The 22423-nt window shown below is 59.3% G+C and carries 12 protein-coding genes and 2 pseudogenes; 5 read left to right on the top strand and 9 right to left on the bottom strand.

Annotation, left to right across the window (positions count from 1 at the left end; genetic code table 11):
* Positions 1-1611 precede the first annotated feature (1611 nt).
* Complete coding sequence (locus tag GWG67_RS22220; protein ID WP_275171411.1) at positions 1612-1953, top strand: VanZ family protein; 342 nt, start codon at positions 1612-1614, stop codon at positions 1951-1953.
* Positions 1954-2372: 419 nt separating this feature from the next.
* Positions 2373-2855 carry a hypothetical protein gene (locus GWG67_RS22215; RefSeq protein WP_275171409.1) on the top strand — a complete coding sequence of 161 codons (483 nt, stop codon included), beginning with the start codon at positions 2373-2375 and terminating at the stop codon, positions 2853-2855.
* A gap of 271 nt (positions 2856-3126) precedes the next feature.
* Here GWG67_RS22215 and GWG67_RS22210 read toward each other — a convergent pair.
* From GWG67_RS22210 to GWG67_RS22200, 3 genes and pseudogenes are all read right to left on the bottom strand, one after another.
* Positions 3127-4447, bottom strand: a pseudogene (locus GWG67_RS22210) (UDP-glucose/GDP-mannose dehydrogenase family protein).
* A 230-nt stretch (positions 4448-4677) separates the two neighbouring features.
* A complete protein-coding gene (locus GWG67_RS22205; RefSeq protein WP_275171408.1) occupies positions 4678-6090 on the bottom strand; it encodes a mannose-1-phosphate guanylyltransferase/mannose-6-phosphate isomerase in 1413 nt (470 codons plus the stop codon).
* Between the two features lie 24 nt (positions 6091-6114).
* The gene (locus GWG67_RS22200; RefSeq protein ID WP_275171406.1) at positions 6115-7131 is read right to left on the bottom strand and encodes an NAD-dependent epimerase/dehydratase family protein; all 1017 of its coding nucleotides are present in this window, start codon (positions 7129-7131) and stop codon (positions 6115-6117) included.
* Positions 7132-8100: 969 nt separating this feature from the next.
* Between GWG67_RS22200 and GWG67_RS22195 the strand changes: the two genes are divergently transcribed.
* Positions 8101-8310 (top strand): hypothetical protein, encoded by a 210-nt coding sequence (locus GWG67_RS22195; RefSeq protein ID WP_275171405.1) that lies wholly within the window; start codon positions 8101-8103, stop codon positions 8308-8310.
* A 904-nt stretch (positions 8311-9214) separates the two neighbouring features.
* Here the strand turns inward: GWG67_RS22195 and GWG67_RS22190 are convergent.
* The 3 genes from GWG67_RS22190 to GWG67_RS22180 form a co-directional block, all read right to left on the bottom strand.
* Positions 9215-10156 (bottom strand): GDP-L-fucose synthase, encoded by a 942-nt coding sequence (locus tag GWG67_RS22190; protein ID WP_275171404.1) that lies wholly within the window; start codon positions 10154-10156, stop codon positions 9215-9217.
* Complete coding sequence (gene gmd / locus GWG67_RS22185; protein WP_275171402.1) at positions 10137-11207, bottom strand: GDP-mannose 4,6-dehydratase; 1071 nt, start codon at positions 11205-11207, stop codon at positions 10137-10139. The genes GWG67_RS22190 and gmd overlap by 20 nt, the downstream gene beginning before the upstream one ends.
* A gap of 459 nt (positions 11208-11666) precedes the next feature.
* Positions 11667-11876 (bottom strand): hypothetical protein, encoded by a 210-nt coding sequence (locus tag GWG67_RS22180; RefSeq protein ID WP_275171401.1) that lies wholly within the window; start codon positions 11874-11876, stop codon positions 11667-11669.
* A 1012-nt stretch (positions 11877-12888) separates the two neighbouring features.
* Here GWG67_RS22180 and GWG67_RS22175 point away from each other — a divergent pair.
* Positions 12889-13089, top strand: a complete 201-nt coding sequence (locus GWG67_RS22175) for a hypothetical protein (RefSeq protein WP_275171400.1) — start codon at positions 12889-12891, stop codon at positions 13087-13089.
* Between the two features lie 1843 nt (positions 13090-14932).
* On the opposite strand, the gene GWG67_RS22170 is transcribed toward GWG67_RS22175, so the two are convergent.
* From GWG67_RS22170 to GWG67_RS22160, 3 genes are all read right to left on the bottom strand, one after another.
* The gene (locus tag GWG67_RS22170) at positions 14933-15343 is read right to left on the bottom strand and encodes a hypothetical protein (RefSeq protein ID WP_275171399.1); all 411 of its coding nucleotides are present in this window, start codon (positions 15341-15343) and stop codon (positions 14933-14935) included.
* A 658-nt stretch (positions 15344-16001) separates the two neighbouring features.
* Positions 16002-21053 (bottom strand): cadherin-like domain-containing protein, encoded by a 5052-nt coding sequence (locus tag GWG67_RS22165; RefSeq protein WP_275171398.1) that lies wholly within the window; start codon positions 21051-21053, stop codon positions 16002-16004.
* Positions 21054-21707: 654 nt separating this feature from the next.
* Entirely contained in the window at positions 21708-21968 is a 261-nt protein-coding gene (locus tag GWG67_RS22160) for a hypothetical protein (RefSeq protein ID WP_275171397.1), read from the bottom strand.
* 156 nt (positions 21969-22124) lie between these two features.
* On the opposite strand from GWG67_RS22160, the pseudogene GWG67_RS22155 reads away from it, so the two are divergent.
* A pseudogene (locus tag GWG67_RS22155) lies at positions 22125-22423 on the top strand (hypothetical protein); the annotation flags it as partial.

Genomic DNA, 22423 nt, shown 5'->3' with positions numbered 1-22423 from the left:
CGAGCGGACGCGTGCGGGCAACGACGTCCAGCGCCTCGGTCGCATGATGCTCATCGCTGCCGTGCTCGATCGCAGGCAGCGCAGCGCCGCACCTCGGAAGCCCCTTCGCTTCGGCGCAGCATGGTCCAGCCTTGTTCCTCAAGGTAGCGCCAGCCGGCCGGCGCGCGCTTTTTTTGTAGTCGCTTAAGCTCGGCTAGGAACGGATCATGCCATCGAGCGCAGGCGATCGATGTGGCGGCCGAGCAAGTACGCCGTCTGCAGGCGCGGAGTGCGAGCGATCGAGCAGCCGGGCCGGTTAAGGAGGAGCATTTTAGATGCGGACCTTCAGAGGAAACGTCTTACGCGCTGACGCGAGGGGGTAAACGGACAACGCACTTGGTCCTGGAACAAAATATGTTTGATTTAATTATTTAATATGTTTTAATTCCGTTCGACTAAGTGGGTGGGAAATTTTCCTATCAACCTCTCTCCCATCGGATGCGATTGCCCAGTCTGGTGCAAGGGCCGTCCATCATCACGGCAATAATGGTTGGGGCAACGGTGGCGGCGATGGCAGCCCAAATGGCAAGGACGACAGAGTCCGCTGAATTGATGACGGCCTTTCGGAAGGAGACACAATGCAGCCCAAGCGTTGCGACGGGATTGGCATTTCGCCTCCTTCAGCGTTTCGCTGCGCTGGCTAGCGACGTAGCTGCCGCGCTTGTCGCGCTGCTTATCCCGAGCACAGCTTTGAAGGAAGTGAACCGGCCCCTGAGGGAGGCGACGGTAGCAAGCAGTTGACTGCCCATCCCCATCAAATACCCGCAGCGTCGTAAGTGGAGTTGTTTAGTGTTCGCGGTCCTCATCTTGTCTACGATGATCTCTGTCTCCTTTGGCGCCGGTTACTTGACCAGAGATCTCATTTCTCGTAGGCGCCGCGCCGAAGAGCGCCGCTGGGCACCCTATTTGCAGCCCAGATGGCTACCAACTCAGCCTGCAAACCGAAACGAAAAGGAGTCTTCGCAGAAGGGTGAGCTTGGTCAAATGCTGACCCGATGGGATCAGCGCGCACGCGCGCGGCGGAGCTTGCGGCGCGGTTAGTTGACCCCCGGCTATCTGCCGCTTTCGCGGGTGTCGGCGCTAAGCCTCTGCCTTGAAGCAAATGAACTCACCTCCCGAGCGGAGCGGACAGGCCGTTGAGAAGTCGCTAAGCTCAGCCATATCGCCGTCAATGGCGGTCCGTGAATAGCATTCCGCTCAGGTCGAGCTACCGCCGGAAGGCGGCGTACACAATCGGCCACGTAGCCGCTAAGTCCGGGATCACCTCTCGCAATCCGCAAGCCCATTGCGCGCCTCGTTTTTGCCGCGCTCGACGGGCGCCGAACGCGGGATACTTTGCGACTGCGCAGGCCAATCGCATTCGGCGGCAAAGGCCGCGCATCCCTGTGCATCGGCCGGCTTGCGGGCTGGCGGTCATGCAGAGCAGCAAAAGAACTCGGAAAGAGCGATGCAGCTCAATTCCCAGAACTGAGAGGGAAACTTTAACTCAACCTTGAGCAGCAAGCGACTCGCACGGGTTGACCGCAGAACAATAGCTCGACGCAAGCCGCGGGAGGCACTATTCGATTGGCTATGTCCCGCAAACTGATCGTTTTGGCGGCCTGGTGCGTACTAGGCTTTATTATCTTTGCAACATTGTCGCCGATCGGGATGCGTCCAGGTACCGGTTCCGCAGGTATCGAGCGGTTCCTCGCTTATGGCCTGCTTGGCGCACTCTTTGTCATGGCCTACCCTCAACACTTGCTACGCGTCATAGCTTTAGTCCTCGTCGTGGCAAGCGCGCTCGAATTGCTGCAACATTTGACGCCAGATCGGCACGGCCACATCGCCGATGCCGGAGAGAAGATCGCGGGAGGCGTAGCCGGAGCCAGTATTGCAAGACTGGCTCAACTGCTAATTCGAGCAGCGGCTTGAGGAAAAGCCGGTAGACCGTTCTTTGTCTGCCTTCTGGAATGATGTGCAAACGGGCCGCCGCTCAGGCGCCGACTGCTGGCGTCCGGCCTCATCACCGCGTGTGCAGGTGACTGCGGCACCCTTGTTAGCGCAACTCGTATTGGCTACATCGGGAATCCGCGCGCTTTACCAAGGTGAGCTCCTGAAGACCATATGGTGGCGCGCAGCGCAACAGTGCGTACTCAGAGTAATACGGCGCAGGTGCGCGCCAACACAGGTGGCCGTCGACGGGAACTTCATAAGCAGAAGCTCGAATCGTATATGTGCAAGGATTTGCAAGATTGGGCTCCTTCCTAGCCGCGTATTGAGCTTGGGCTTCGGTGTGCAAACCGAATGCAATCAAAGCGATCGGAAGCACGCGCAATTGAGTTACTCCAAATTTGGCCGCCGCACGGCTTTTAACTTCACTATTATTTTCGATATTTAAAGCCGAGATATTAAATGTCAATTTATTATTTAAGTCAACAGGGGGCGCTTCGTCGAGGCCGCTGCGCCGCCTGAACCTGATGAGATATCTACCCGACCATGGTTTCCCCTTTCCAACTGAAAGAGCGGCGCCGCGAGATAGTCGTCGCGCTCGGAGCCGCATCGCCCCGATCAGCGACGAGCTTCAGAAGATCGCAGCCATTCAGCAGACGATCTCTGCTTTCGAGGATGTCATCGCAGATCTCGACGCCGAATGCGTCGATCGGGCAGCTTGTGCGGAGGACCGGCTTGCTCAAGATCGAACCGCGAGGAAGATCATGCACAACTGGGGTATGGGTACCCGCCTATCTTTATTGAGACCTTTCGCTCAAACAGCCATTATGCCCCAGGATGACGACGGTTCGATTTGGGCGTTGCCCACCCCCATTGGCAGCTGAACTCTACAGGATCAATCCCTGAATGGGAGTGCCGCGGTGCCTTGGAGGTACTGAACCGACTCGATGGAGGAGCGGCGGCCGTTTCGTTGCGGCCTTTATTGCTTAGCGGCGCGACGAAACGCTGCTTGGCGCGCGTTCCCATCATTATGAGCGCCATGGCCTGCGATCAGTTTCCAAAAGCATCGAGCTAAACGGGATACAATCGATAAAAAGCGGGAGGAAGCGCAGGGAAAAGGCCGTTTCACCTTGGGAAGGAGCGGCCCACGATTGGCTAATCGCGCGACCCGCTCGGCCGTCCAACGCTCTCATAGACGAAGCCAGCCGCAGCCATCTCCTCGGGGCGGTAGATGTTGCGCAAGTCGACGATGACGGGCTGCGCCATGGTCGCCTTCAGCCGGTCGAGGTCGAGCGCACGGAACTGCACCCATTCGGTGACGATGACGATCGCGTCGGCGCCTTCCGCGCAGGAATAGGCGTCCTCGCAATAAGTGATGCTGGGCAGTTCGCTCTTCGCCTGCTCCATGCCGACGGGATCGAAGGCCTTCACCTTCGCGCCCATGTCGATCAGGCCTGTGACGAGCGGGATCGACGGCGCATCGCGCATGTCGTCGGTGTCGGGCTTGAAGGTGAGGCCGAGCACGGCGATGGTCTTGCCGCGCAGCGAGCCGCCGAGCGCCTGACTCACTTTTCGCGCCATCGCGCGCTTGCGGTTCTCGTTGACCGCCAGCACGGATTCGACGATGCGCAAGGACACGTCGTAGTCCTGCGCGATCTTGATCAGCGCCTTGGTGTCCTTTGGGAAGCACGAGCCGCCGAAGCCGGGGCCGGCATGCAGGAATTTGGTGCCGATGCGGTTGTCCAGGCCAATGCCGCGGGCGACCTCCTGCACGTTGGCGCCGGCTTTTTCGGAGAGGTCCGCGATCTCGTTGATGAAGGTGATCTTGGTCGCGAGGAAGGCGTTAGCCGCGTATTTGATCATCTCGGCGGTACGACGTTCCGTGAACATCAGCGGCGCCTGGTTCAGTGACAGCGGCCGATAGATGTCGCTCATCACCTTGCGGCCGCGTTCGTCGGCGGTGCCGACGACGATGCGGTCGGGGAATTTGAAGTCGCGGATCGCCGCGCCCTCGCGCAGAAACTCAGGGTTCGAGGCGACGACGACGTCGGCTTTGGGGCTGGTTTCGCGGATGATGCGCTCGACCTCGTCGCCGGTGCCGACCGGAACGGTCGATTTGGTCACCACGACGGTGAAGCCGGACAGCGACTGCGCGATCTCTTTCGCGGCCGCATAGACGTAGGACAGATCGGCGTGACCGTCGCCGCGGCGCGACGGCGTGCCGACCGCGATGAACACGGCATCGGCATCCGCGACCGGCTTGGACAGATCTGTGGTGAAACTCCAGCCGCTTGGCCTTGACGTTGGTCGCGACCAGTTCGTCGAGCCCGGGCTCGTAGATCGGTATCTCGCCGCGATGAAGGGCTGCGATCTTCTTCTCGTCCTTGTCGACGCAGACGACGTCGTGACCGAAATCCGCAAAGCATGCTCCGGACACCAGTCCCACATAGCCCGTGCCGATCATAGCAATGCGCATGAAAACCTCTCTCCGTTGAAGACGGATCCGGTGAACACCCCAACATTTCTTTATCCGGCCACACGGCCAACATTGGGGCAAGCTGCTGCGGGCGAATAAATCTTCGCCGCTCAGCGCGGAACCAGCGGCGGGCATTTACGATGCGACGCGCCGGGGATGGTCAAGCCAGGTCCTTGGGTTCGTATCGTGCACAGAGGCGGGCCCGCTCTGTCGAAACGGCTTACCCCCCGTCAGCAGCGGTGATAATCGTCTTCAATCCGGATGATGTCGTCTTCCCCGAGATAGCTTCCCGTCTGGACCTCGATCAGCTCCAGCATGATTTTACCCGGGTTCTCCATCCGGTGCACCGCGCCCATCGGGATGTAGATCGACTCGTTCTCGTGCACGCTTTTGACGGTCTCGTTGACGGTGACGCGGGCTGTGCCGCGGACGACGATCCAGTGCTCGGCGCGATGATGGTGCTTCTGCAGCGACAGACGCCCGCCCGGCTTGACCACGATGCGCTTGACCTGGTGGCGCTCGCCATTGTCGACCGACTGATAGCTGCCCCAGGGCCGATGCACCTTGAGATGCTCCTCGGTGACTTTCGGCGCGACCGCCTTGAGTTTTGTGACCAGCCGCTTGAGCCCGTTGGCATCCTTCTGGCGCGAGACCAGAACCGCATCGGCAGTCGCAACCACGATAAGATCATCAACGCCTTCGAGCGCGACCAGCGCAGCATCAGTGGTGACGTTGCAGTTGCGGCTGTCCTCGAACACGGCGGCGCCATGCGAAGCATTGCCTTGCCCGTCTTTGTCTGACAATTCCCACACCGCGTGCCAGGAGCCGACGTCGGACCAGCCGCACGACACCGGCACGACCGCTGCGCGCGCGGTCTTCTCCATCACCGCATAGTCGATCGAGATCGCCTTGGCCGCGCCGAACGCCTCGGGCTCCAGCGTCACGAAGCCGAGATCGCGTCCGGCGTTACTAACAGCAGTGGAAATCGCCTCCACGCTCGCCGCATCGACCCTGCGGTATTCGTCGAGCAGGACACTTGCCGGGAACATGAAATTGCCGCTGTTCCAGAGATAGCCGGAATTGACATAGTCGGCCGCCTTCACCGCATCCGGCTTCTCGACGAAGCGCGCGACCGCGTGCACCTCGCCGGAGATGACCTCGCCCGGGCTGATATAGCCGTATTCGGTCGCCGGCCGCTCCGGCTTGACGCCGAAGGTGACGATGCGCCCGGCGCTCGCGGCGGTGAGGCCTTGGCGGCAGGCCGCGACGAACGCGGCATTGTCCTGCACCACGTGGTCGGCGGCGAGCGCCAGCACGATGGCCTCACTCGCGCGGTTCTGCGCGAACACCGCGCCGGCTGCGATCGCCGGGCCGGAATCGCGCCGCATCGGCTCGAGGATCACGTCGGCCTCGATGCCGATCTCGGCGAGCTGCTCCAGCACCATGAAACGATAGGACGCATTGGTGATGACGATCGGGCGATCGAACAGCGACGCCTCCGAGACGCGCGAGAGCGTGTCCTGGAACGTCGAGCGCGTGCCGAACAGCGGCAGGAATTGCTTGGGGCGCACCTCGCGCGAAGCCGGCCACAGCCGCGTGCCGGCACCGCCGCACATGATCAGGGGGATGATTTTTTGGGACACGTGTGAGCTACTCTATAGAGGGATTTATACGCGGTGATAATTTCGATACCATTCGACAAAGCGGCCCAGGCCATCCGCCAGTGGCGTCGAGGGGGTGAAGCCGACGTCGCGTTGCAGGGCCGAAATGTCGGCGCGCGTCTCGAGGACGTCGCCAGCCTGCATCGGCAAAAGCGTACGGATCGCGGGCTTGCCGATGATCTTCTCCAGTGTCTCGACGAACTCGATCAAATTGACCGAGCGGTTGTTGCCGATGTTGTAGACGCGATACGGTGCATAGCTCGACGAGTTTTCCGGCTGCTCGGCGTTCCACGCGGGATTCGGCGTCGCGGGGCGATCGAGGGTGCGGATCACGCCCTCGACGATGTCGTCGACATAGGTGAAATCGCGCCACATATTTCCATCATTGAAAAGCTTGATCGGCTCACCCGCAAAGATCGCGTGCGTGAAGAGCCAGGCGGCCATGTCGGGCCGACCCCATGGACCATAGACAGTGAAGAAGCGAAGACCGGTCACCGGCAGCTTGTGAACATGTGCGAACGTGTGCGCCATCAGCTCATTGGCCTTCTTGCTCGCGGCATAGAGGCTGACCGGATGATTGACCGAATGCTCGGTCGAATACGGCAAGGTGCGATTGGCGCCATACACGGAGCTCGACGAAGCGTAGACGAGATGCGCCAAACCGTGGCGTCGGCCCGCTTCGAGCACGGTGACGAAGCCATCACAATTGGCGCGGATGCTGGTGATGGGATCGTCGATCGAGGCGCGCACGCCGGGCTGCGCCGCAAGGTGCACCACGCGGTCGGGCGAGACCTCGTCGAACACACGCATCACCGCAGCGAAGTCTGCAAGGTCGATCTCGTGGAATGTGAAGGCATCATGCTTGAGCGTCTCGAGGCGAGCGCGTTTTAGCGCCGGATCATAGTAAGGAGTTACTGCGTCGACGCCGACAACTCGTTCGCCGCGCGCAAGCAAGCGCTCACAGACATGCTTGCCGATGAAGCCGGCAGCGCCGGTAACCACCACGGGCGGTGAAGTTGTCATTTTGTTCATTCCGCGAAGCCATGCCAGAGCAGGACATGAGAGACAGAACACCCACTTGAGCGGCCAATTGAAGGCGGAATGGCCGCCAACGAATTGGGAATGCCGCTTTGCCCGTGTTGGCTATCGTGAGCGCCAGATCGAGACCGGCAAGACCGAGTACACCGCTTGCCCTAGACTGAAGGCGGACAGATGGCCGCCATTGCGCAAGCAGTGAAGATCTTACCCATCCATAGCCTCCGATCATGCTCCTACCTCGGTCCGATCAAGCTCAACATTTCACCCGATGTTGCATCGGGGCGGTGCCCTTAAAACGGGGAATAAACAGTGAAAGCATGGCACACAGTTGGGGGCGTCTCCAAGTCGAAAGACCTGAAAAGCTCCGCAAAACCGGGAGTGACGTCGCTGGCGCACGGAACATACCAGAAACTTCGAGATAGCTAACAGGTAAAAAGAACCGAGGCAATGAACACGCCTGATAGGGGATATCAAGCAGCAGGCACCAACCTCGATGGGGGTGCCAGGAGCTTTGAAAATCGATAAACCTGCGGGAGGCAGCTCGACCTAGGGAAGCCGGCATCGAGTCATTCACCGCTTAGGCTGAAGCTGCTGTTGCAATAGTTGCTCGCGATCTTGGATCGCCGGGCGTCAGCGCGTGCTGAGGAGACGTGCAACTTTGTCGGTCGGAGCGCCACGACCGCTCAGGGTAGTCCACTTGAATGCGTCCTCGGGGTGCCCGATGGAGCTATCTTCGTGTGAAGCACATCGAGCATCGCATGGGGTTCGACGACATCCTTGGCATCGTCGTTCGCTTGGAATGCAGATTGGATCGCAACGGGGCATTCGACATCAAGCCCGCTCAATTTTGAGTCCGCCATCCTGCGAGGTGGCCCGCCGTCTCTTGAAGAAAGTAGCTGTCTGGGAACTAGTATCGCTCCTAGCAATTTGATGGAGAACAGCAGGAAGCTCGGGATGAGCAATGACCGCTATCCGATCATAAAGCTTTGGACCCCTGAAGACGAGCGGCAGTTGCGCGAAATGATCGGTCGCGGCTACCGAGCCAACGAAGTTGCGGCAGCCCTGGATCGAACACAGAAGGCAATTCGCAATCGCGCCAACCTGCTGGGGCTGATGTTCGGTCGCGCCAGAAACGCCCCTGCACAAACACGCCCTAAAAGCTGAGCGACTGATGACTAGTAAGGTGAATTCGGCCGGCAGTTGTCGCAGCGATCCGATGGACGATCTGGAAGTGAGATGCCAACGTTCGCCTCGCCTTCGGCAAAACGTTACACCATCAGCGCAACCAACTTTACCGCCGCGCAGACGGTCATGCCCCACAATGCCAAGCTGATCAGCAGCGCATCGCCCATGCTGCATCCGTGCGTTAGTCACGTGCCAAATTGGTGATGATTCGCCGAACTTGCCAGAGAATCTTGTTGTGCACCGCCAAATCCCTTGAGAAGGGGCGTGGCTGTTAAGGTTTACTGGTCAGGTTAACCTCAGCAAAGCTTCGTTAAACAGGGAAATTCGGTATGACCTGGACCAGAGGAAATCCGAATGTCAGATAGAACCGCGGATCAAACCGCAGATACCCACGAGCCGCGCAGGCTGTTCGATCTGGTCTTTCCCCTCGCCTTCGGTGCTGTAGCCGCCCTGGCTACGATTGTTTGGTTGGGGGCGATCGGGGTGGATTGCTTGGCACCCAGTTCGCTTCCTGGTCGCCTGCATTCTTGATTAGCATGGTGGATAGCATCTGCGAATCGCAGGTTCATCCGATCACGTTGTTTTGGGGGTATACACGGTCATTCTCCGTGGGGTTAGCTGATGCACTGACACGCACATGCCTTGTGGGCTTGCAGAAGTGGCGCGCGGAGGCACGGACAAGTCCCCCGACCGTTGGTCCCCGCAAGACGATCTAAAGATTATCATGCTCACGGCGCGAGTGTTCTCACCGACGGATCGCCGTCGCTCGCTGGAACTGTCCGAGCGCATTGACGCCAAATCGCATAGCCGCATCACTGATGCCGCAGAGAAGACCGCGGGCGGCACGAGCCGGGACGAATAGGCCTTGGCCGCTCCCTGGAGCCTACAAATTCGACAGGTAAGCGGCATATGCGCGCTTCAAGCCATCATCAAGTGAGGTCGTCGCGCGCCAGCCGAGCCCTTCGAGCCGGCTGACGTCAAGCAGCTTGCGCGGCGTGCCGTCGGGCCGCGAGCTGTCGAAACTGATCTCGCCGCCGTAACCGACGGTTTCGGCGACGATTCGCGCGAAGTCGGCGATGGTAATGTCCTCGCCCGTGCCGATATTGACCAGCTCGGCACTCGAATAGGTCTTCATCAGATGCACGCAGGCATCGGCCATGTCGTCGACATAAAGGAACTCGCGCCGCGGCGTGCCGGTGCCCCACACAATGACACTCTTCGCGCCCGACATCTTGGCCTCGTGGAAGCGGCGGATCAGCGCCGCGACCACGTGGCTCATTTCGGGGTGATAATTGTCGCCGGGGCCGTAGAGATTGGTCGGCATTACGCTGATGAAGTCGCTGCCATACTGGCTGCGATAGGCCTCCGCCATCTTAATGCCGGCGATTTTTGCAATTGCATAGGGCTCGTTGGTCGGCTCGAGCGGGCCGGTCAGCACGGAATCTTCGCGCAACGGCTGCGCCGCCAGCTTCGGGTAGATGCAGGACGACCCCAAGAACATCAGCTTCTCGGCGCCGTTCCGATGCGCGGCCTGGATCACGTTCGCCGCGATCGCGATGTTGTCGTAGATGAACTCGGCGCGCAGCGTGTTGTTGGCGACGATGCCGCCGACCTTTGCCGCGGCGAGGAAGATCACCTGCGGCCGCGTCCTCGCGAACCAGTCGAACACCGCGGCCTGGTTGCTCAGATCAACCTCGCGCCGGTCCACGGTGACGAGCTTGACGTCCTCCCGCGTCAGCCGGCGCGCAAGCGCGCTGCCGACCATGCCGCGATGGCCGGCTACGTAGACACTCTTGCCTGTCAGCTCAAACGGAGCGTTTGCCACTCGTCGCGTCCCGTTTTGCTACCGCCAGATCGCTCGCCATCATCTCCGCGACGAGCTCTGCAAAGCTCCGCTTCGGCGTCCAGCCGAGCACCTTGCGCGCCTTGCTGGCGTCGCCGACCAGGAGATCGACCTCGGTGGGGCGGAAATAGGTCGGATCGATCTTCACCACCGTCTTGCCGCTCGTCTCGTCCACGCCGGTCTCCTCGACGCCTGCCCCGCGCCATGCGATGCGGCGGCCAACTTGCGCGAACGATAGCTCGACCATCTCGCGCACCGAGTGCATCTCGCCGGTGGCGAGCACGAAATCGTCGGGCTTGTCGGCTTGCAGGATCTTGTGCATGCCCTCGACGTAGTCGCGCGCGTGTCCCCAGTCACGCTTGGCTTCGAGATTGCCGAGATAGAGCGTCTCCTCCAGCCCGACCTCGATGCGGGCGACAGCGCGCGTGATCTTGCGGGTCACAAACGTCTCGCCGCGGATCGGGCTCTCGTGATTGAACAGGATGCCGTTGCTCGCGAACATGCCATAGGCTTCGCGGTAGTTCACCGTGATCCAGTAGCCGTAGAGTTTTGCCACGCCGTAGGGCGAGCGCGGATAGAACGGCGTAGTCTCCTTCTGCGGGATCTCCTGGACCAGGCCGTAGAGCTCCGAAGTCGACGCCTGGTAGAACCGCGTCTCCTTCTCCATGCCGAGGATGCGGATTGCTTCCAGCAGGCGGAGTACGCCGATGCCGTCGGCATTGGCCGTGTATTCCGGGCTCTCGAAGCTGACGGCGACGTGGCTCTGGGCGGCGAGATTGTAGATCTCGGTCGGCCGGATCTGCTGCACCAGGCGGATCAGATTGCTCGAGTCCGTCATGTCGCCGTAGTGCATCAGGAACGGCACGTTACCGACATGAGGGTCCTGGTAGAGATGATCGACCCGCGCGGTGTTGAACGAGGACGAACGCCGCTTGATGCCGTGCACGACGTAGCCGAGCGACAGCAGGTATTCAGCGAGATAGGCGCCATCCTGCCCGGTCACGCCGGTGATGAGAGCGATCCGCTCACTCATGTCGAAATGCCCTGTTCCTATTCCGAGTTCCTGGCGGCAGTTAGACCCTGCGATCGCCCTCTCTAAAAACCCCGATCAAGTTAATCCCGGGAGACCACCCTTCTCTGGACATATCGGGCAGCCCGGTCAACCAAAACATGGCCTGGCGCGGCGAAACGGGGGGCAGTCTCTCCCACGTTGAGTCAGACATCGGACCACGAAGGCAGATTGGGGGGTTGCAACGCAAAGCGCCGCCGGGCATTCGCGCGATCAAAAACAACCGGCTGATTTGATGGCAGGAAGCTAGTCTGCGGACCGCATTTTATCCGCTCCAAACATGGAGAGGGCGGTTGGCCACGTCGCTTACCCTGTGCGCCCGCTCAAACAATGACGGCTCCAGACGGACCGTCGCGCCCAGCTAGGCCTAGAGTCCCGCTCTAGCGATCCCAGCCGTTTGATATGGTCAGGTGCAGTTCACTTTCAGCAGGTCAAGCCATCTTTCAGGACTGGCCACTCGATCGGCTTGCAGAAAAGACCCCGTCGGTCGATCTCCCGACGAAGCTGATCAGCGCGTTGCTCGGCATCGCCAACCAGGCGCGTACCGCGCGATAGATCGACGTGTAGTTCGCGCAGAATGTTTTCATACATTTGGATGAGGAAGTAGTCCGACAGGCTGCGGAAATAGTCCATGTGCAATCAACGTCGTTTTCAAAGCAGCAGCCAGAGGGTGAAGCACCAGCTCATCCATCCGATTGCAGAGATCCACGCGATCATCGCCAAGCCGGCGAGGCCGAAGAAGAGTATCGGAACTAAGTAATCGCTGGCCTGGCGCCGGTCAGTTCGCGCGATGGCCTCGGTCCTATCAAGCATTTGTCCCTGCCTTGGAGAGAAGGACATATCGTTCTCTGCACAGAGGGACAAATGCTCGTTGCAATTAACCTCACTGATCAACCTTAAAGGAATGCGCCTGCTCTCCGCGCGAGCTGAAGCCCGGTGTGCAAGAGCAAGCCAGAGGGCCTTTATGGGGTATCGGCCTTGCAGCACAGCCGACCAGCAAGGCAACGGCGAACAATCGAGCGCCCGACGGATGGCGTGCGACGGGAATGTGATGACGCCATTGAGGCCGAAAACGATCGCAGACTAACTGCAAAGCTGATCATTTGCCATAGCTGCGTGACGAACAACCTTCAGCGCGACGCAACTGGATCAGTCCCTTGAAGAGAGCGATGCTTACTTATTCCAGCGCCAATAACCCGCTCACCGGAGCGGCAGCTTCCCTGAGGGAAGCTTGCAGCCCGGTTTTGACCATGGCGCTATGTGATGATTAGCAGCCGTTAATAATGAATTATCTTCGGTTGGGCACCCCTGGGTATGGACGCGCATGGGCCTTAAAGCACAACCAGGCGATTGGACTCCCGAGGAGGTGGCTTTGCTCTTTAGTTTGGCCAAGGAACAGGTGAGCGCCCTACGCGCGGCACGGATCTTAGGCCGACGGGTTAGCGCTATTCGGCGCGAGCGCGGCAGATGCGAATCCTCCTCTACAAAGATGAGAGCTCATCGCGTTTCTGTTGCAAGAGGCTTCGTCGACTGAGCGGAGAGCACTCCCGAGGCGAGTGAATCAGACCGATAAAGTTCGATGGAAGTTGAACCACCTTTCAGCTGTCTCCGGTATGTTGATTGAGCGTTCACCCGTGAGGCACTCATGAGATATCTACCGGACCATGGCTTGCCCCTTGTTCAGCTGAAAGAGCGGCGCCGTGAGATGGTGGTGGCGCTTCAGAGTCGCATCGGCCCGATCGGCGACGATGAGCTTCAGAAGATTGCTGCCATCCAGCAGACAATCTCTGCTTTCGAGGATGTCATCGCAGATCTCGACGCCGAGTGTCTTGATAGGGCAGCTTGATCGAAGCGGATCGGCTTGGGCCCGGTCTCGACCAACATCATGCGCCACCCGGGCGACGTATGGCCTGACCGCCCCAGCTTTATGACGATCCTTTCGCTAAAGCCGCTGTCATGGCACGGGATGATGGCAGTTCGGTTTAGCCTCAACCGCCCAAACGCACCTCTCCGGCGATGCCCTATTTCCCGAGGTGCAACGGCAATGGAATCCGAATCACCGCTAATCCTTCCGAGACTTGAGACAAGTAGGCGACATTTCCTTTAGACCTGCTCTCTATGCCTGTCCCGCGAAACAGGTAAGGAGGGCCGGGTTTGGCCTGACGCACCTTCGACGCCTGATGTTTGGGGCGCTCACAAGATGGCTCTTTGAACATCCACGTCACTCCTGAATTGGAATGAACTAAATCGGACGGCCAGACCGGAAAATGCTAACGTAAGTCATGAAAATCTTTCTTATCGTTGCATCACTCGCCATCTCATCATCCGCCGCAGCTCAGATACCAGCGCCCGAGACTTCGCCGGCCGACACATCTATCCGAGACCAGATTAAGGCCGCGCGCGCAAAGGATAAAATCGATGAGGCCGCTGGTTCGAAAGAGCGGTGGTGGAATCGTGATGCTAATGGCAAAAGGCCCTGGAATATCCCGGTCAAGCCGACGGACTCTCCCCTTTAAGGCTTTGAGCGCAGCGGAGCTTAACCCAGAGAGCGGACACTGACCTCAGGAACTATCACCGTCAGAAGCGGGTTGTCTTCGAAACGCAGGAGACACGCCATGAAGCGATCATTTGTCGTCGCGCTTACTTGCCTTGCGCTTAGTTCGCCCGCCCTCGCCCAAGGGGGCGGCGGAGGTGGAGCTGGTGGTGGCGGCGCCGGTGGTGCAAGCGGCGCCGCCAGCGCGGGATCAAGCGGCGGAGGATCCACCGCTACGACCGGAACTTCGTCTGCCGGCAATGCTAACTCAGCCGTTTCGAACCCCAGCGCAACCCAGGCGACGCCAAACAAGAGCACCAATTACTTCAACGCTGGTGCGCCGGCCGCGAACTCGGCCACCCAAGGCGGCATCGCGCCCCCCCATAATAATGGGCAGCGCGCAGCCCCGACCACTCCGAGTAATACATCGGCCCCTGCGGCCAATTCTCAAAATCCGAGCCAGGCAACCGTCGCATCTGAGCAAAACAATGCTCTTTCAGGAAACAAGACTGCCGCTCCCGCGGCGGGTGCCGTCAGCGCGCCGGGCGTCGGCGTCGGCCACTCCGCAAACGGCCAGCCGATCGGCAGTTCGGGTTCCGGGCTTGGGTCGCCTGAACAACCGATCGGCGGAAAATAGATCACATCTTCTATTGTTGTAAATCGCGAACGCTCGCCAACCCGGCGGGCGTTTTTTTGCCACGTTGAAGATAGCGAACCGACAGCCCACGAGGGCGTGGATATCAGGGCCTCGATGAGAGGGACTTCTGCTAATGGCTATGGGGCAGATATGACGCGCGGTCTCGTTTACATCGCCATTTTTAGTGCGCTGATTGCCAGCTGCATTGTTCTAGGCTGGTATGGCCGGCTAGTGTGGCTGATGGTCAGTCCCGATTGACGCGCGAAACGGAGCGGCTCGCTTGGCGAACGCCTTCCGCGTCTTCAAGAAGGCCTTACAGCGGTGTGGCCAAAGACGCGAGCTAAACCGCTCGCTTTCTCTTGGCCAGAAAGAGCCAATCGATCGGACTGAAGAGAACAACGCCACACGTCAACGCCTGCAGATGAACTTGCCGAGAGTGCGATCGTCCGCACCCAAGCTGGACAGTAAAATCCAGATTCCACTACCCGTTCTGCAGCGTGTCTATATTAGACGCCGCGCTCACTGGGAGTCAGCGGCTGCGCTAACAACAATGGCTGAGCTTGGTCTCGATACTGTGATCTCAACTGTCGATTTACCCTCGTCGTGACGGTTCTTACCCACGACGACAAGGGAAAATCTATCCGTGCCAGCGAAGTCCGGCTTAGCATGATAGCGAAAGCCGGGTCCCACCAGAACCAGCTCGCCGCTCTTCGGCTCTTCTGCCAGCTCAACCTTGTAGATCTGCATTGTTGACCAGCGTAGGCCTTGGATGCAGTCAGCGCCTGGCGCGATTTTCATCGTCCACTCGATCCTATCACCGGCAAGTTTGTAGGGCTTGTTGTCGCGGAGGCAGTTGGGGGTGGCGCTGGCTGGACCAGCTACAACTGCAACAAGCAACCCCGCCCTCAATACGCTGATCAAGCTTCGCATAGTTGTTCATCCTCTGACACGTGCGTGTCAGCATGCAGGTTGCGATTGAACGTTTGGTAAGCGAGCACTAGCAAGGCGATAAGTTGGTGAACGTATGGCTAACACCGGCAGTCGCCCAACAAATGCGCAACTCACTTCCGAGCTCGCAGCGTCCCTTGAAAGCAATGAGACCAAGGCGCGGGCTCATGCGAATTGGGCAGACTCCTGGACTTCTTCAAGGCGCCGATTTTGACACTCTCCTTGCCATCAACGCGCGGCGGTGCAAGCGGCAGTGGGAGTTGGGGCGCGACCAGAACCTCCGGCGCCGCGTCCGCTGCAGGAACAACAGGCCATGCCGCTGCGGCGACATACCCCTCGAGCGCCCCTTTCAAAACCCCGGACAAGGCACCGCACCGGCCGCTTCACGGCACCAAGGCCCAACCGAGCCCTGATTTCAGCAGCACGTTTAATCAGTGTGATCGGAGCAATCGCAACGTGCAGGAGCGACCCAAGGGACCAAACAGCCCTCCCCTACAGCGTCTCAGGCGCAGTGAATGCTTCCGGAGTAGGCGTTGCCCACGCGGCGAACGGACCCTTCATCGGTCGCCTGGTTCGGGACCAGGCTCACCAGACAGCTCATCGGCTCCGGACCTCATAGCTAAGCACGCGAGCGGCATTCTTAGGACACAAACAAGTAGTCAGACGATGTAAGCTGGTTTACGCCGACAATATGGAAGGTGTCGATTCCACCGGCATAGTGGACACTCCATTCGTCACCTGTATTGGTAAGATAGGCGCTGGTGTCATACCCCTTCAAAACCAGTTTGTCTTGTTCTGCGGTCGTGCTGGTAAACACGTGGAAGTCGGCGATGGTATCGTGACCACTTCCTTTCGCGATGACAAATGTGTCATTGCCGGCACCGCCGAAGAGCCAATCGTCGCCAGCCGCTCCGTTAAGAACGTCGCCCCCACTTGAACCCACCATCCGGTTGGCCAACGCGTTGCCGACGCCGGTGAGCCCACCCTTCATCAATGCTAGGTTTTCCACGTTAGTCGCCAATGTGTAAGACGACCATGCTTCGACACTATCAATTCCGCCGCCAGCCTCTTCGGCGATCTTTTGGTTCGGGTTGCCGATCACATATGTATCGTCTCCGGTCCACCCAACAAGGGTGTCGTCGGAGTTCACTGCAGTGATCTTGTCGTTGGCCGCCGTCCCATAAACGGTATGGCTGCTGGTCGATCCGTTGACCCACGATGTAATGGTCCCCCCAACCGGCAAAGTCGCTGGCAGCTGGAAGTTGTCGCCAGTGAAATCCGACAGCAGAGTATGGCGAAAGACCAGGGTGTCATGGCTAGTTAAAGCGAAATATACATCTTCGCCGACCTGCGTCATTGCCGCTGTGATGTCACCGAACGCGGTAAACGCAAACCCGTTGAGTTGGACGACATCATGCCCCGCCGATGAGCCTGCTGCAAAGTCGGTGATGATGTCGGATCCGTCACCCGAGTTTATCGCGAACGTGTCGCTCCCGCCTCCGCCTGTCAGTATGTCGTTACCAAGACCTCCCGTGATAAGATTGTCGGCATCGTTTCCTACAATGATATTCGACTGGGAGTTTCCGGTTCCGCTGATCGCCGCTGAGCCCATTAGAGTTAGGTTCTCAACATAGTCGGCCAATTTATGACTCACGGAAGACATTACCGAATCAATACCCCCACCGTAGCTCTCGACGACCTTCGCATTGGGGTCCGTAACGAGGTATGTGTCGTCACCTGCACCGCCACTCATGGTATCGGCTCCGCCCGATCCGCCGAGCAGGTCGCTGCCTGACGTTCCGGTCAAGATATCTGCGCCCGCGGTTCCAGCGATGACTGATGTTGGAGCTTCGCTGGTTTTCAGCGCGTACTTTGCCAGCGTATACTCATCGAGTTGGTAGGCTTTGATGTAATCGATGCTCATCTGTGCCGTGGCGGTAGCTTCCGCATTGCCGGCCCAACTGCCGCCCATCGCCAAATTGGCGATCATGTACATCGCCGTGTTCATATCTGATGGGGTTGCGACTTGCCCAACCTCCACGCCATCGACAAAGTAGGTGAGCGAGTACGGCGTCCATTCCACACCGAAGGTGTGGTCGCCCGCCGTTAGGTCGGCGGTATTGGCCCAATAGCCCTGGGTGGATGTCGTAGCAGACACGAAGCCCCAATGAGCCTGGTCGGGATCCCGGCCGAGCGCTTCGAGGACGTCCAACTCCGTGCCGAGCCCGTGCGTGTTAAGCGGCAACATCCAGAAAGCCGGCCATGCCCCTTTGGTGCCAGGCAACGAAGCCTTCATCTCGAAGTAACCATAGGTCTGCACGAAGCTGTTTTCGGTCGTAATCACACCTGAATAGAATTGATGATTAGCGACGTAGGCCGCGTCGGTCGACGGGACCGGCGCTGCGGTAATAACAAGATGGCCGTCCTGGAGCGAAAAAGGGTTTAGGCCAAGGGGACCGGGTGCCTGCGTCCCAGGGAGACCTGTGAAACTTGGATCAACATAGACCTCCTGTTCGCCAGAAAGCGTGTAGCTTCCGACACCGCTCCAGGCATAACTCGTTTTCCAGGTAAGATGAGGATCCTGTCCGGCGGACAGCGAGTTGAAATTGTCGCCAAACGTCTGGACCAAGCCGGTCGGAAGATTGACCAAGTTAATATTCGACGTAGTAAGGTTCTCTAGCTTGGTATTCTCAAGCGTTACTTTCTCGCCATTCCCCAACGTCAGAACCACATCCGTTCCGACCTGCTGCATGGCCAGCTTGACATCTGAGAAAGCTTTGAAGCTTGTACCATTAATCTGCAGAACGTCTCCGCCTGCCCCAGCTTGGAAATCAGTGATAACATCGTTGCCATTACCCGCTCGGATCACGAATGTATCAATGCCAGCGCCGCCGGTCAGAACATCGTTACCCTTCCCGCCATCGATCAAATTTTTTCCGGCGTTACCGACAATGATATTGTTCAGATCATTGCCCGTGGCAGGTGAATCAAACTTATCGCCGAGCCTCAGGTTTTCGACATTTGGGGCGTTGACGAGACTATAGCCGTCGATCATGCCAGTGATAATTGTATCGATTCCCTGGCCGGCGAGCTCAACCACCTGAGTACCGTGATTGTACATGAAGTAGGTGTCATCGCCAGCGCCACCGATCAACGTTACGCCGTCGCCCATTGCCTGAAGCGAGTCGTTGTTCGTACCGCCTAGGAGTGTTCCGCCGGCTCCAATTGTGGTCCACGCGGTATTTGGCGCAGCACTGGTCACAAGTGGATTATCGAGCAGCACGTTTGCCGCCGTGAGAGAAGAAAGGGCTATGCTCTGGAAGGTGAGCGTCTCGCTTGCGGACAGTGCAACAACCACATCCGCCCCGACCTGCTTTGCGCCAGCTATGAAGCTCTCGAATGTCGCAAAACCATAGTTCTGGACTCGCACGAGGTCAGTGCGAGCGTCGAAGTCACTGAGCGTATCGGATCCATACCCTTTCGATACAACAAACATGTCGGTACCACCGCTACCGGTGAGTACATCATTCCCGATGGTGCCGAATAGGATTCCGCCCGGAGCAGGTTGAGATACTTGTGAGGCACTAAGCGTCAGGTTGGCCGTCGAGCTTGCGCTCAGCGCGCCGTCAGAAGCGGTGTAGTTGAAGCTGACCGGGCCGTTGTAGTTCGCAGCCGGGGTGTAGGTCCAGGTGCCATTGCCGTTGTTGACCAGGCTGCCGCCGCCGCTTGCGATGCTCACCGCGGTGATCGACAGCGAGGAGCTGTCGACGTCCGTCACTCCCGCCAGCAGGGTGGCCGCGCTGATGGAGTAGCTGGTATCCTCGGTCCCCGCCGCCAGCGTCACAGGCTTGGCCACCGGTGCGTCATTCAACGCCGTCAAGGTCAGGTTAGCCGTCGAGCTTGCGCTCAGCGCGCCGTCAGAGGCGGTGTAGTTGAAGCTGACCGGTCCGCTGTAGTTCGCAGCCGGGGTGTAGGTCCAGGTGCCATTGCCGTTGTTGATCAGGCTGCCGCCGCCGCTTGCGATGCTCACCGCGGTGATCGACAGCGAGGAGATGTCGACGTCCGTCACTGCCGCCAGCAGGGTGGCCGCGCTGATGGAGTAGCTGGTATCCTCGGTCCCCGCCGCCAGCGTCACAGGCTTGGCCACCGGTGCGTCATTGACCGCAGCCAATGTCAGGTTAGCCGTCGAACTTGCGCTCAGCGCGCCGTCAGAGGCGGTGTAGTTGAAGCTGACCGGTCCGTTGTAGTTCGCAGCCGGGGTGTAGGTCCAGGTGCCATTGCCGTTGTTGACCAGGCTGCCGCCGCCGCTTGCGATGCTCACCGCGGTGATCGACAGCGAGGAGCTGTCGACGTCCGTGACCCCCGCCAACAGGGTGGCCGCGCTGATGGCGTAGCTGGTGTCCTCGGTGCCCGCCGCCAGCGTCACCGCCTTGGCCACCGGGGCGTCATTGACCGCAGCCAATGTCAGGTTGGCCGTCGAGCTTGCGCTGAGCGCGCCGTCGGACGCGGTGTAGTTGAAGCTGACCGGTCCATTGTAGTTCGCAGCCGGGGTGTAGGTCCAGGTGCCGTTGCCGTTGTTGACCAGGCTGCCGCCGCCGCTTGCGACGCTCACCGCGGTGATCGACAGCGAGGAGATGTCGACATCCGTGACCCCCGCCAACAGGGTGGCCGCGCTGATGGCGTAGCTGGTGTCCTCGGTGCCCGCCGCCAGCGTCACCGGTTTGGCCACCGGGGCGTCATTGACCGCAGCCAATGTCAGGTTGGCCGTCGAGCTTGCGCTGAGCGCGCCGTCGGACGCGGTGTAGTTGAAGCTGACCGGTCCGTTGTAGTTCGCAGCCGGGGTGTAGGTCCAGGTGCCGTTGCCGTTGTTGACCAGGCTGCCGCCGCCGCTTGCGATGCTCACCGCGGTAATCAACAGCGAGGAGCTGTCGACGTCCCTCACTCCCGCCAGCAGGGTGGCCGCGCTGATGGCGTAGCTGGTATCCTCGGTCCCCGCCGCCAGCGTCACAGCCTTGGCCACCGGTGCGTCATTGACCGCAGCCAATGTCAGGTTAGCCGTCGAGCTTGCGCTCAGCGCGCCGTCAGAGGCGGTGTAGTTGAAGCTGACCGGTCCGTTGTAGTTCGCAGCCGGGGTGTAGGTCCAGGTGCCATTGCCGTTGTTGACCAGGCTGCCGCCGCCGCTTGCGATGCTCACCGCGGTGATCGACAGCGAGGAGCTGTCGACGTCCGTCACTCCCGCCAGCAGGGTGGCCGCGCTGATGGCGTAGCTGGTATCCTCGGTCCCCGCCGCCAGCGTCACAGGTTTGGCCACCGGTGCAGCGTTGGTGGCAACCGAGCTATCGAAAGTTACGTTATCCGCCACAAGTGCAGACAGCTTCACATTCTTAAGCGTAACCGTTTCGCTGCTCGACAACTTTACAACGACGTCCGTCCCGACCTGCTTGCTAGCGGCTTTGAAGACGGAAAAGCTTGAAAAGCCGTAATTCGCGACTCGCAATACATCGCCGCCAACTCCGGCAGCGAAGTCCGCAATCGTGTCGGAACCATAACCTTTCGAGACGACGAAGGTGTCACGTCCGGCCCCTCCCGTGAGGAGGTCATTTCCAGCGCCCCCAAAAAGAGTGTCCGAGCCAGACGTTCCAGAAAGCACACTCGTGTAAGCGCCGCTCAACAACTTGGTTTGTTTTGCCATGACTGCTTGCCCTTTTCATGCAGCAAGCAATCAAATGCCCCTCAATGCGAACTTAGCAGGAAGCCAACAAGTTGAATGATGTGTGCGAGGGCGACGGACAGACTTAACGGCCTCCTAAATTCTTGTACATCAAGAAGCAGAGGCCCGTGAAATTACGGACAGGGGTTTTGTCCGCACTACAGCAGGAGTTGCCGTGGAACTCAGATGCTCTGGTGCAATCATGGGACTTTCAGGTGACCGCTCCTCGAACTCAAACAAGAGCGCAATTGAAACATCTGCTTGACGAGCGATGTCATATTTCGCATTGCGGAGCAGCACTTCTAAAAGAATTTGCTCCGAGCAGCGGGTATGGCGATGTTTGTTCAAAATCCGATCTGGATCCTAGGAGCGTCAGTCGTGGCGCTGACAGTGAGCTACGATAGCGCCGTTGCCGGTCCGAGTGCAGATGCTGCACGCAAATGCATGCGCTTTTCTTATCTAGCGTATCCCTACAAGCGACCCGGCTCGGCCCCCGGAACGGCAGATCGTCAGACCTACTTCAGGGAATGCATGGGCAAGGACGGCAATGTCCCGGAGCCAGCTCACGCAGCCAGCTCGCCAAAAGGCGACGGCTAGAGGCGACGAGGTGCTCCCCCAGCGACGACCCTTTCGCTGCTATTTCTCGGTGCTCCCATCCTCAACCTTGCCGCCGTTGGCGACGCACTTGTTGAAGAAAGCCCGCTGATCCTTGCCGCTGCCCTTGGCACTGCCCGCTGCGGGATTGCCCCGTTCGCGAAGCGGAAACTGCTTGGCCGTGAGAGCGCCGCACCTTTTAGCGACCTCGGCAGTGATCGCAGATGCCGGACTGGTGGCCGAACCAAAAAGTGAACAGAGAAAAATGGAGGCCGCGAAGCCGGGGGTTAATCTGATGCGCACAATGCCTCTCCCTGCCGAATGGATACTGACACTTTCAGTCCCATCGGCTAATGCGCCGTACACTAGTTTCTTTTGAGAATTTTGAAACACCGGATTATGATAGTAAATGATCCATCGGCGGGGTGCCTAAGCAGTATGACGTCCCGTGATTTGCGAGTGCCCAGCCTAGACGAAGGAGAACAGACCGGGTCTGAGGTCCAGTTCGCGCTCGTCATCGCGCGCATGATCGATACCGTTAAGAGCGACCCGGAGCTGATGCGCCGGACCGTTTACGATCTCGCGCGCCACAAGCTTCAAGAGCAACTCGGCAATTCTGGTCCGGCCGAGATGAAGCAGGCCGAATTGGCGCTTGAAGCTGCCATTCGCGGTGTCGAGCAATTCTCGCAGGAGCAGATTTTTCCGGCACCATCTATGGCGCCGCAGTTGGATGGCCCCTTGGTGCCCCCGTATTCCCC

This window comes from Bradyrhizobium sp. CSS354, from assembly GCF_029051725.1.
In the GTDB taxonomy this organism is placed as follows: domain Bacteria; phylum Pseudomonadota; class Alphaproteobacteria; order Rhizobiales; family Xanthobacteraceae; genus Bradyrhizobium.
The sequence above is the reverse complement of the archived record's forward strand: the minus strand, read 5'-3'. Positions and strand labels throughout refer to the sequence as shown.

Excerpts from the sequence above, each read along its gene's own strand:
- GWG67_RS22200 (WP_275171406.1), bottom strand. The coding sequence starts at position 7,131 with ATGACAACTTCACCGCCCGTGGTGGTTACCGGCGCTGCCGGCTTCATC.
- GWG67_RS22165 (WP_275171398.1), bottom strand. The coding sequence starts at position 21,053 with ATGGCAAAACAAACCAAGTTGTTGAGCGGCGCTTACACGAGTGTGCTT.
- gmd (WP_275171402.1), bottom strand. The coding sequence starts at position 11,207 with ATGAGTGAGCGGATCGCTCTCATCACCGGCGTGACCGGGCAGGATGGC.
- GWG67_RS22220 (WP_275171411.1), top strand. The coding sequence starts at position 1,612 with ATGTCCCGCAAACTGATCGTTTTGGCGGCCTGGTGCGTACTAGGCTTT.
- GWG67_RS22195 (WP_275171405.1), top strand. The coding sequence starts at position 8,101 with ATGAGCAATGACCGCTATCCGATCATAAAGCTTTGGACCCCTGAAGAC.
- GWG67_RS22175 (WP_275171400.1), top strand. The coding sequence starts at position 12,889 with ATGAGATATCTACCGGACCATGGCTTGCCCCTTGTTCAGCTGAAAGAG.
- GWG67_RS22170 (WP_275171399.1), bottom strand. The coding sequence starts at position 15,343 with ATGCGAAGCTTGATCAGCGTATTGAGGGCGGGGTTGCTTGTTGCAGTT.
- GWG67_RS22180 (WP_275171401.1), bottom strand. The coding sequence starts at position 11,876 with ATGGACTATTTCCGCAGCCTGTCGGACTACTTCCTCATCCAAATGTAT.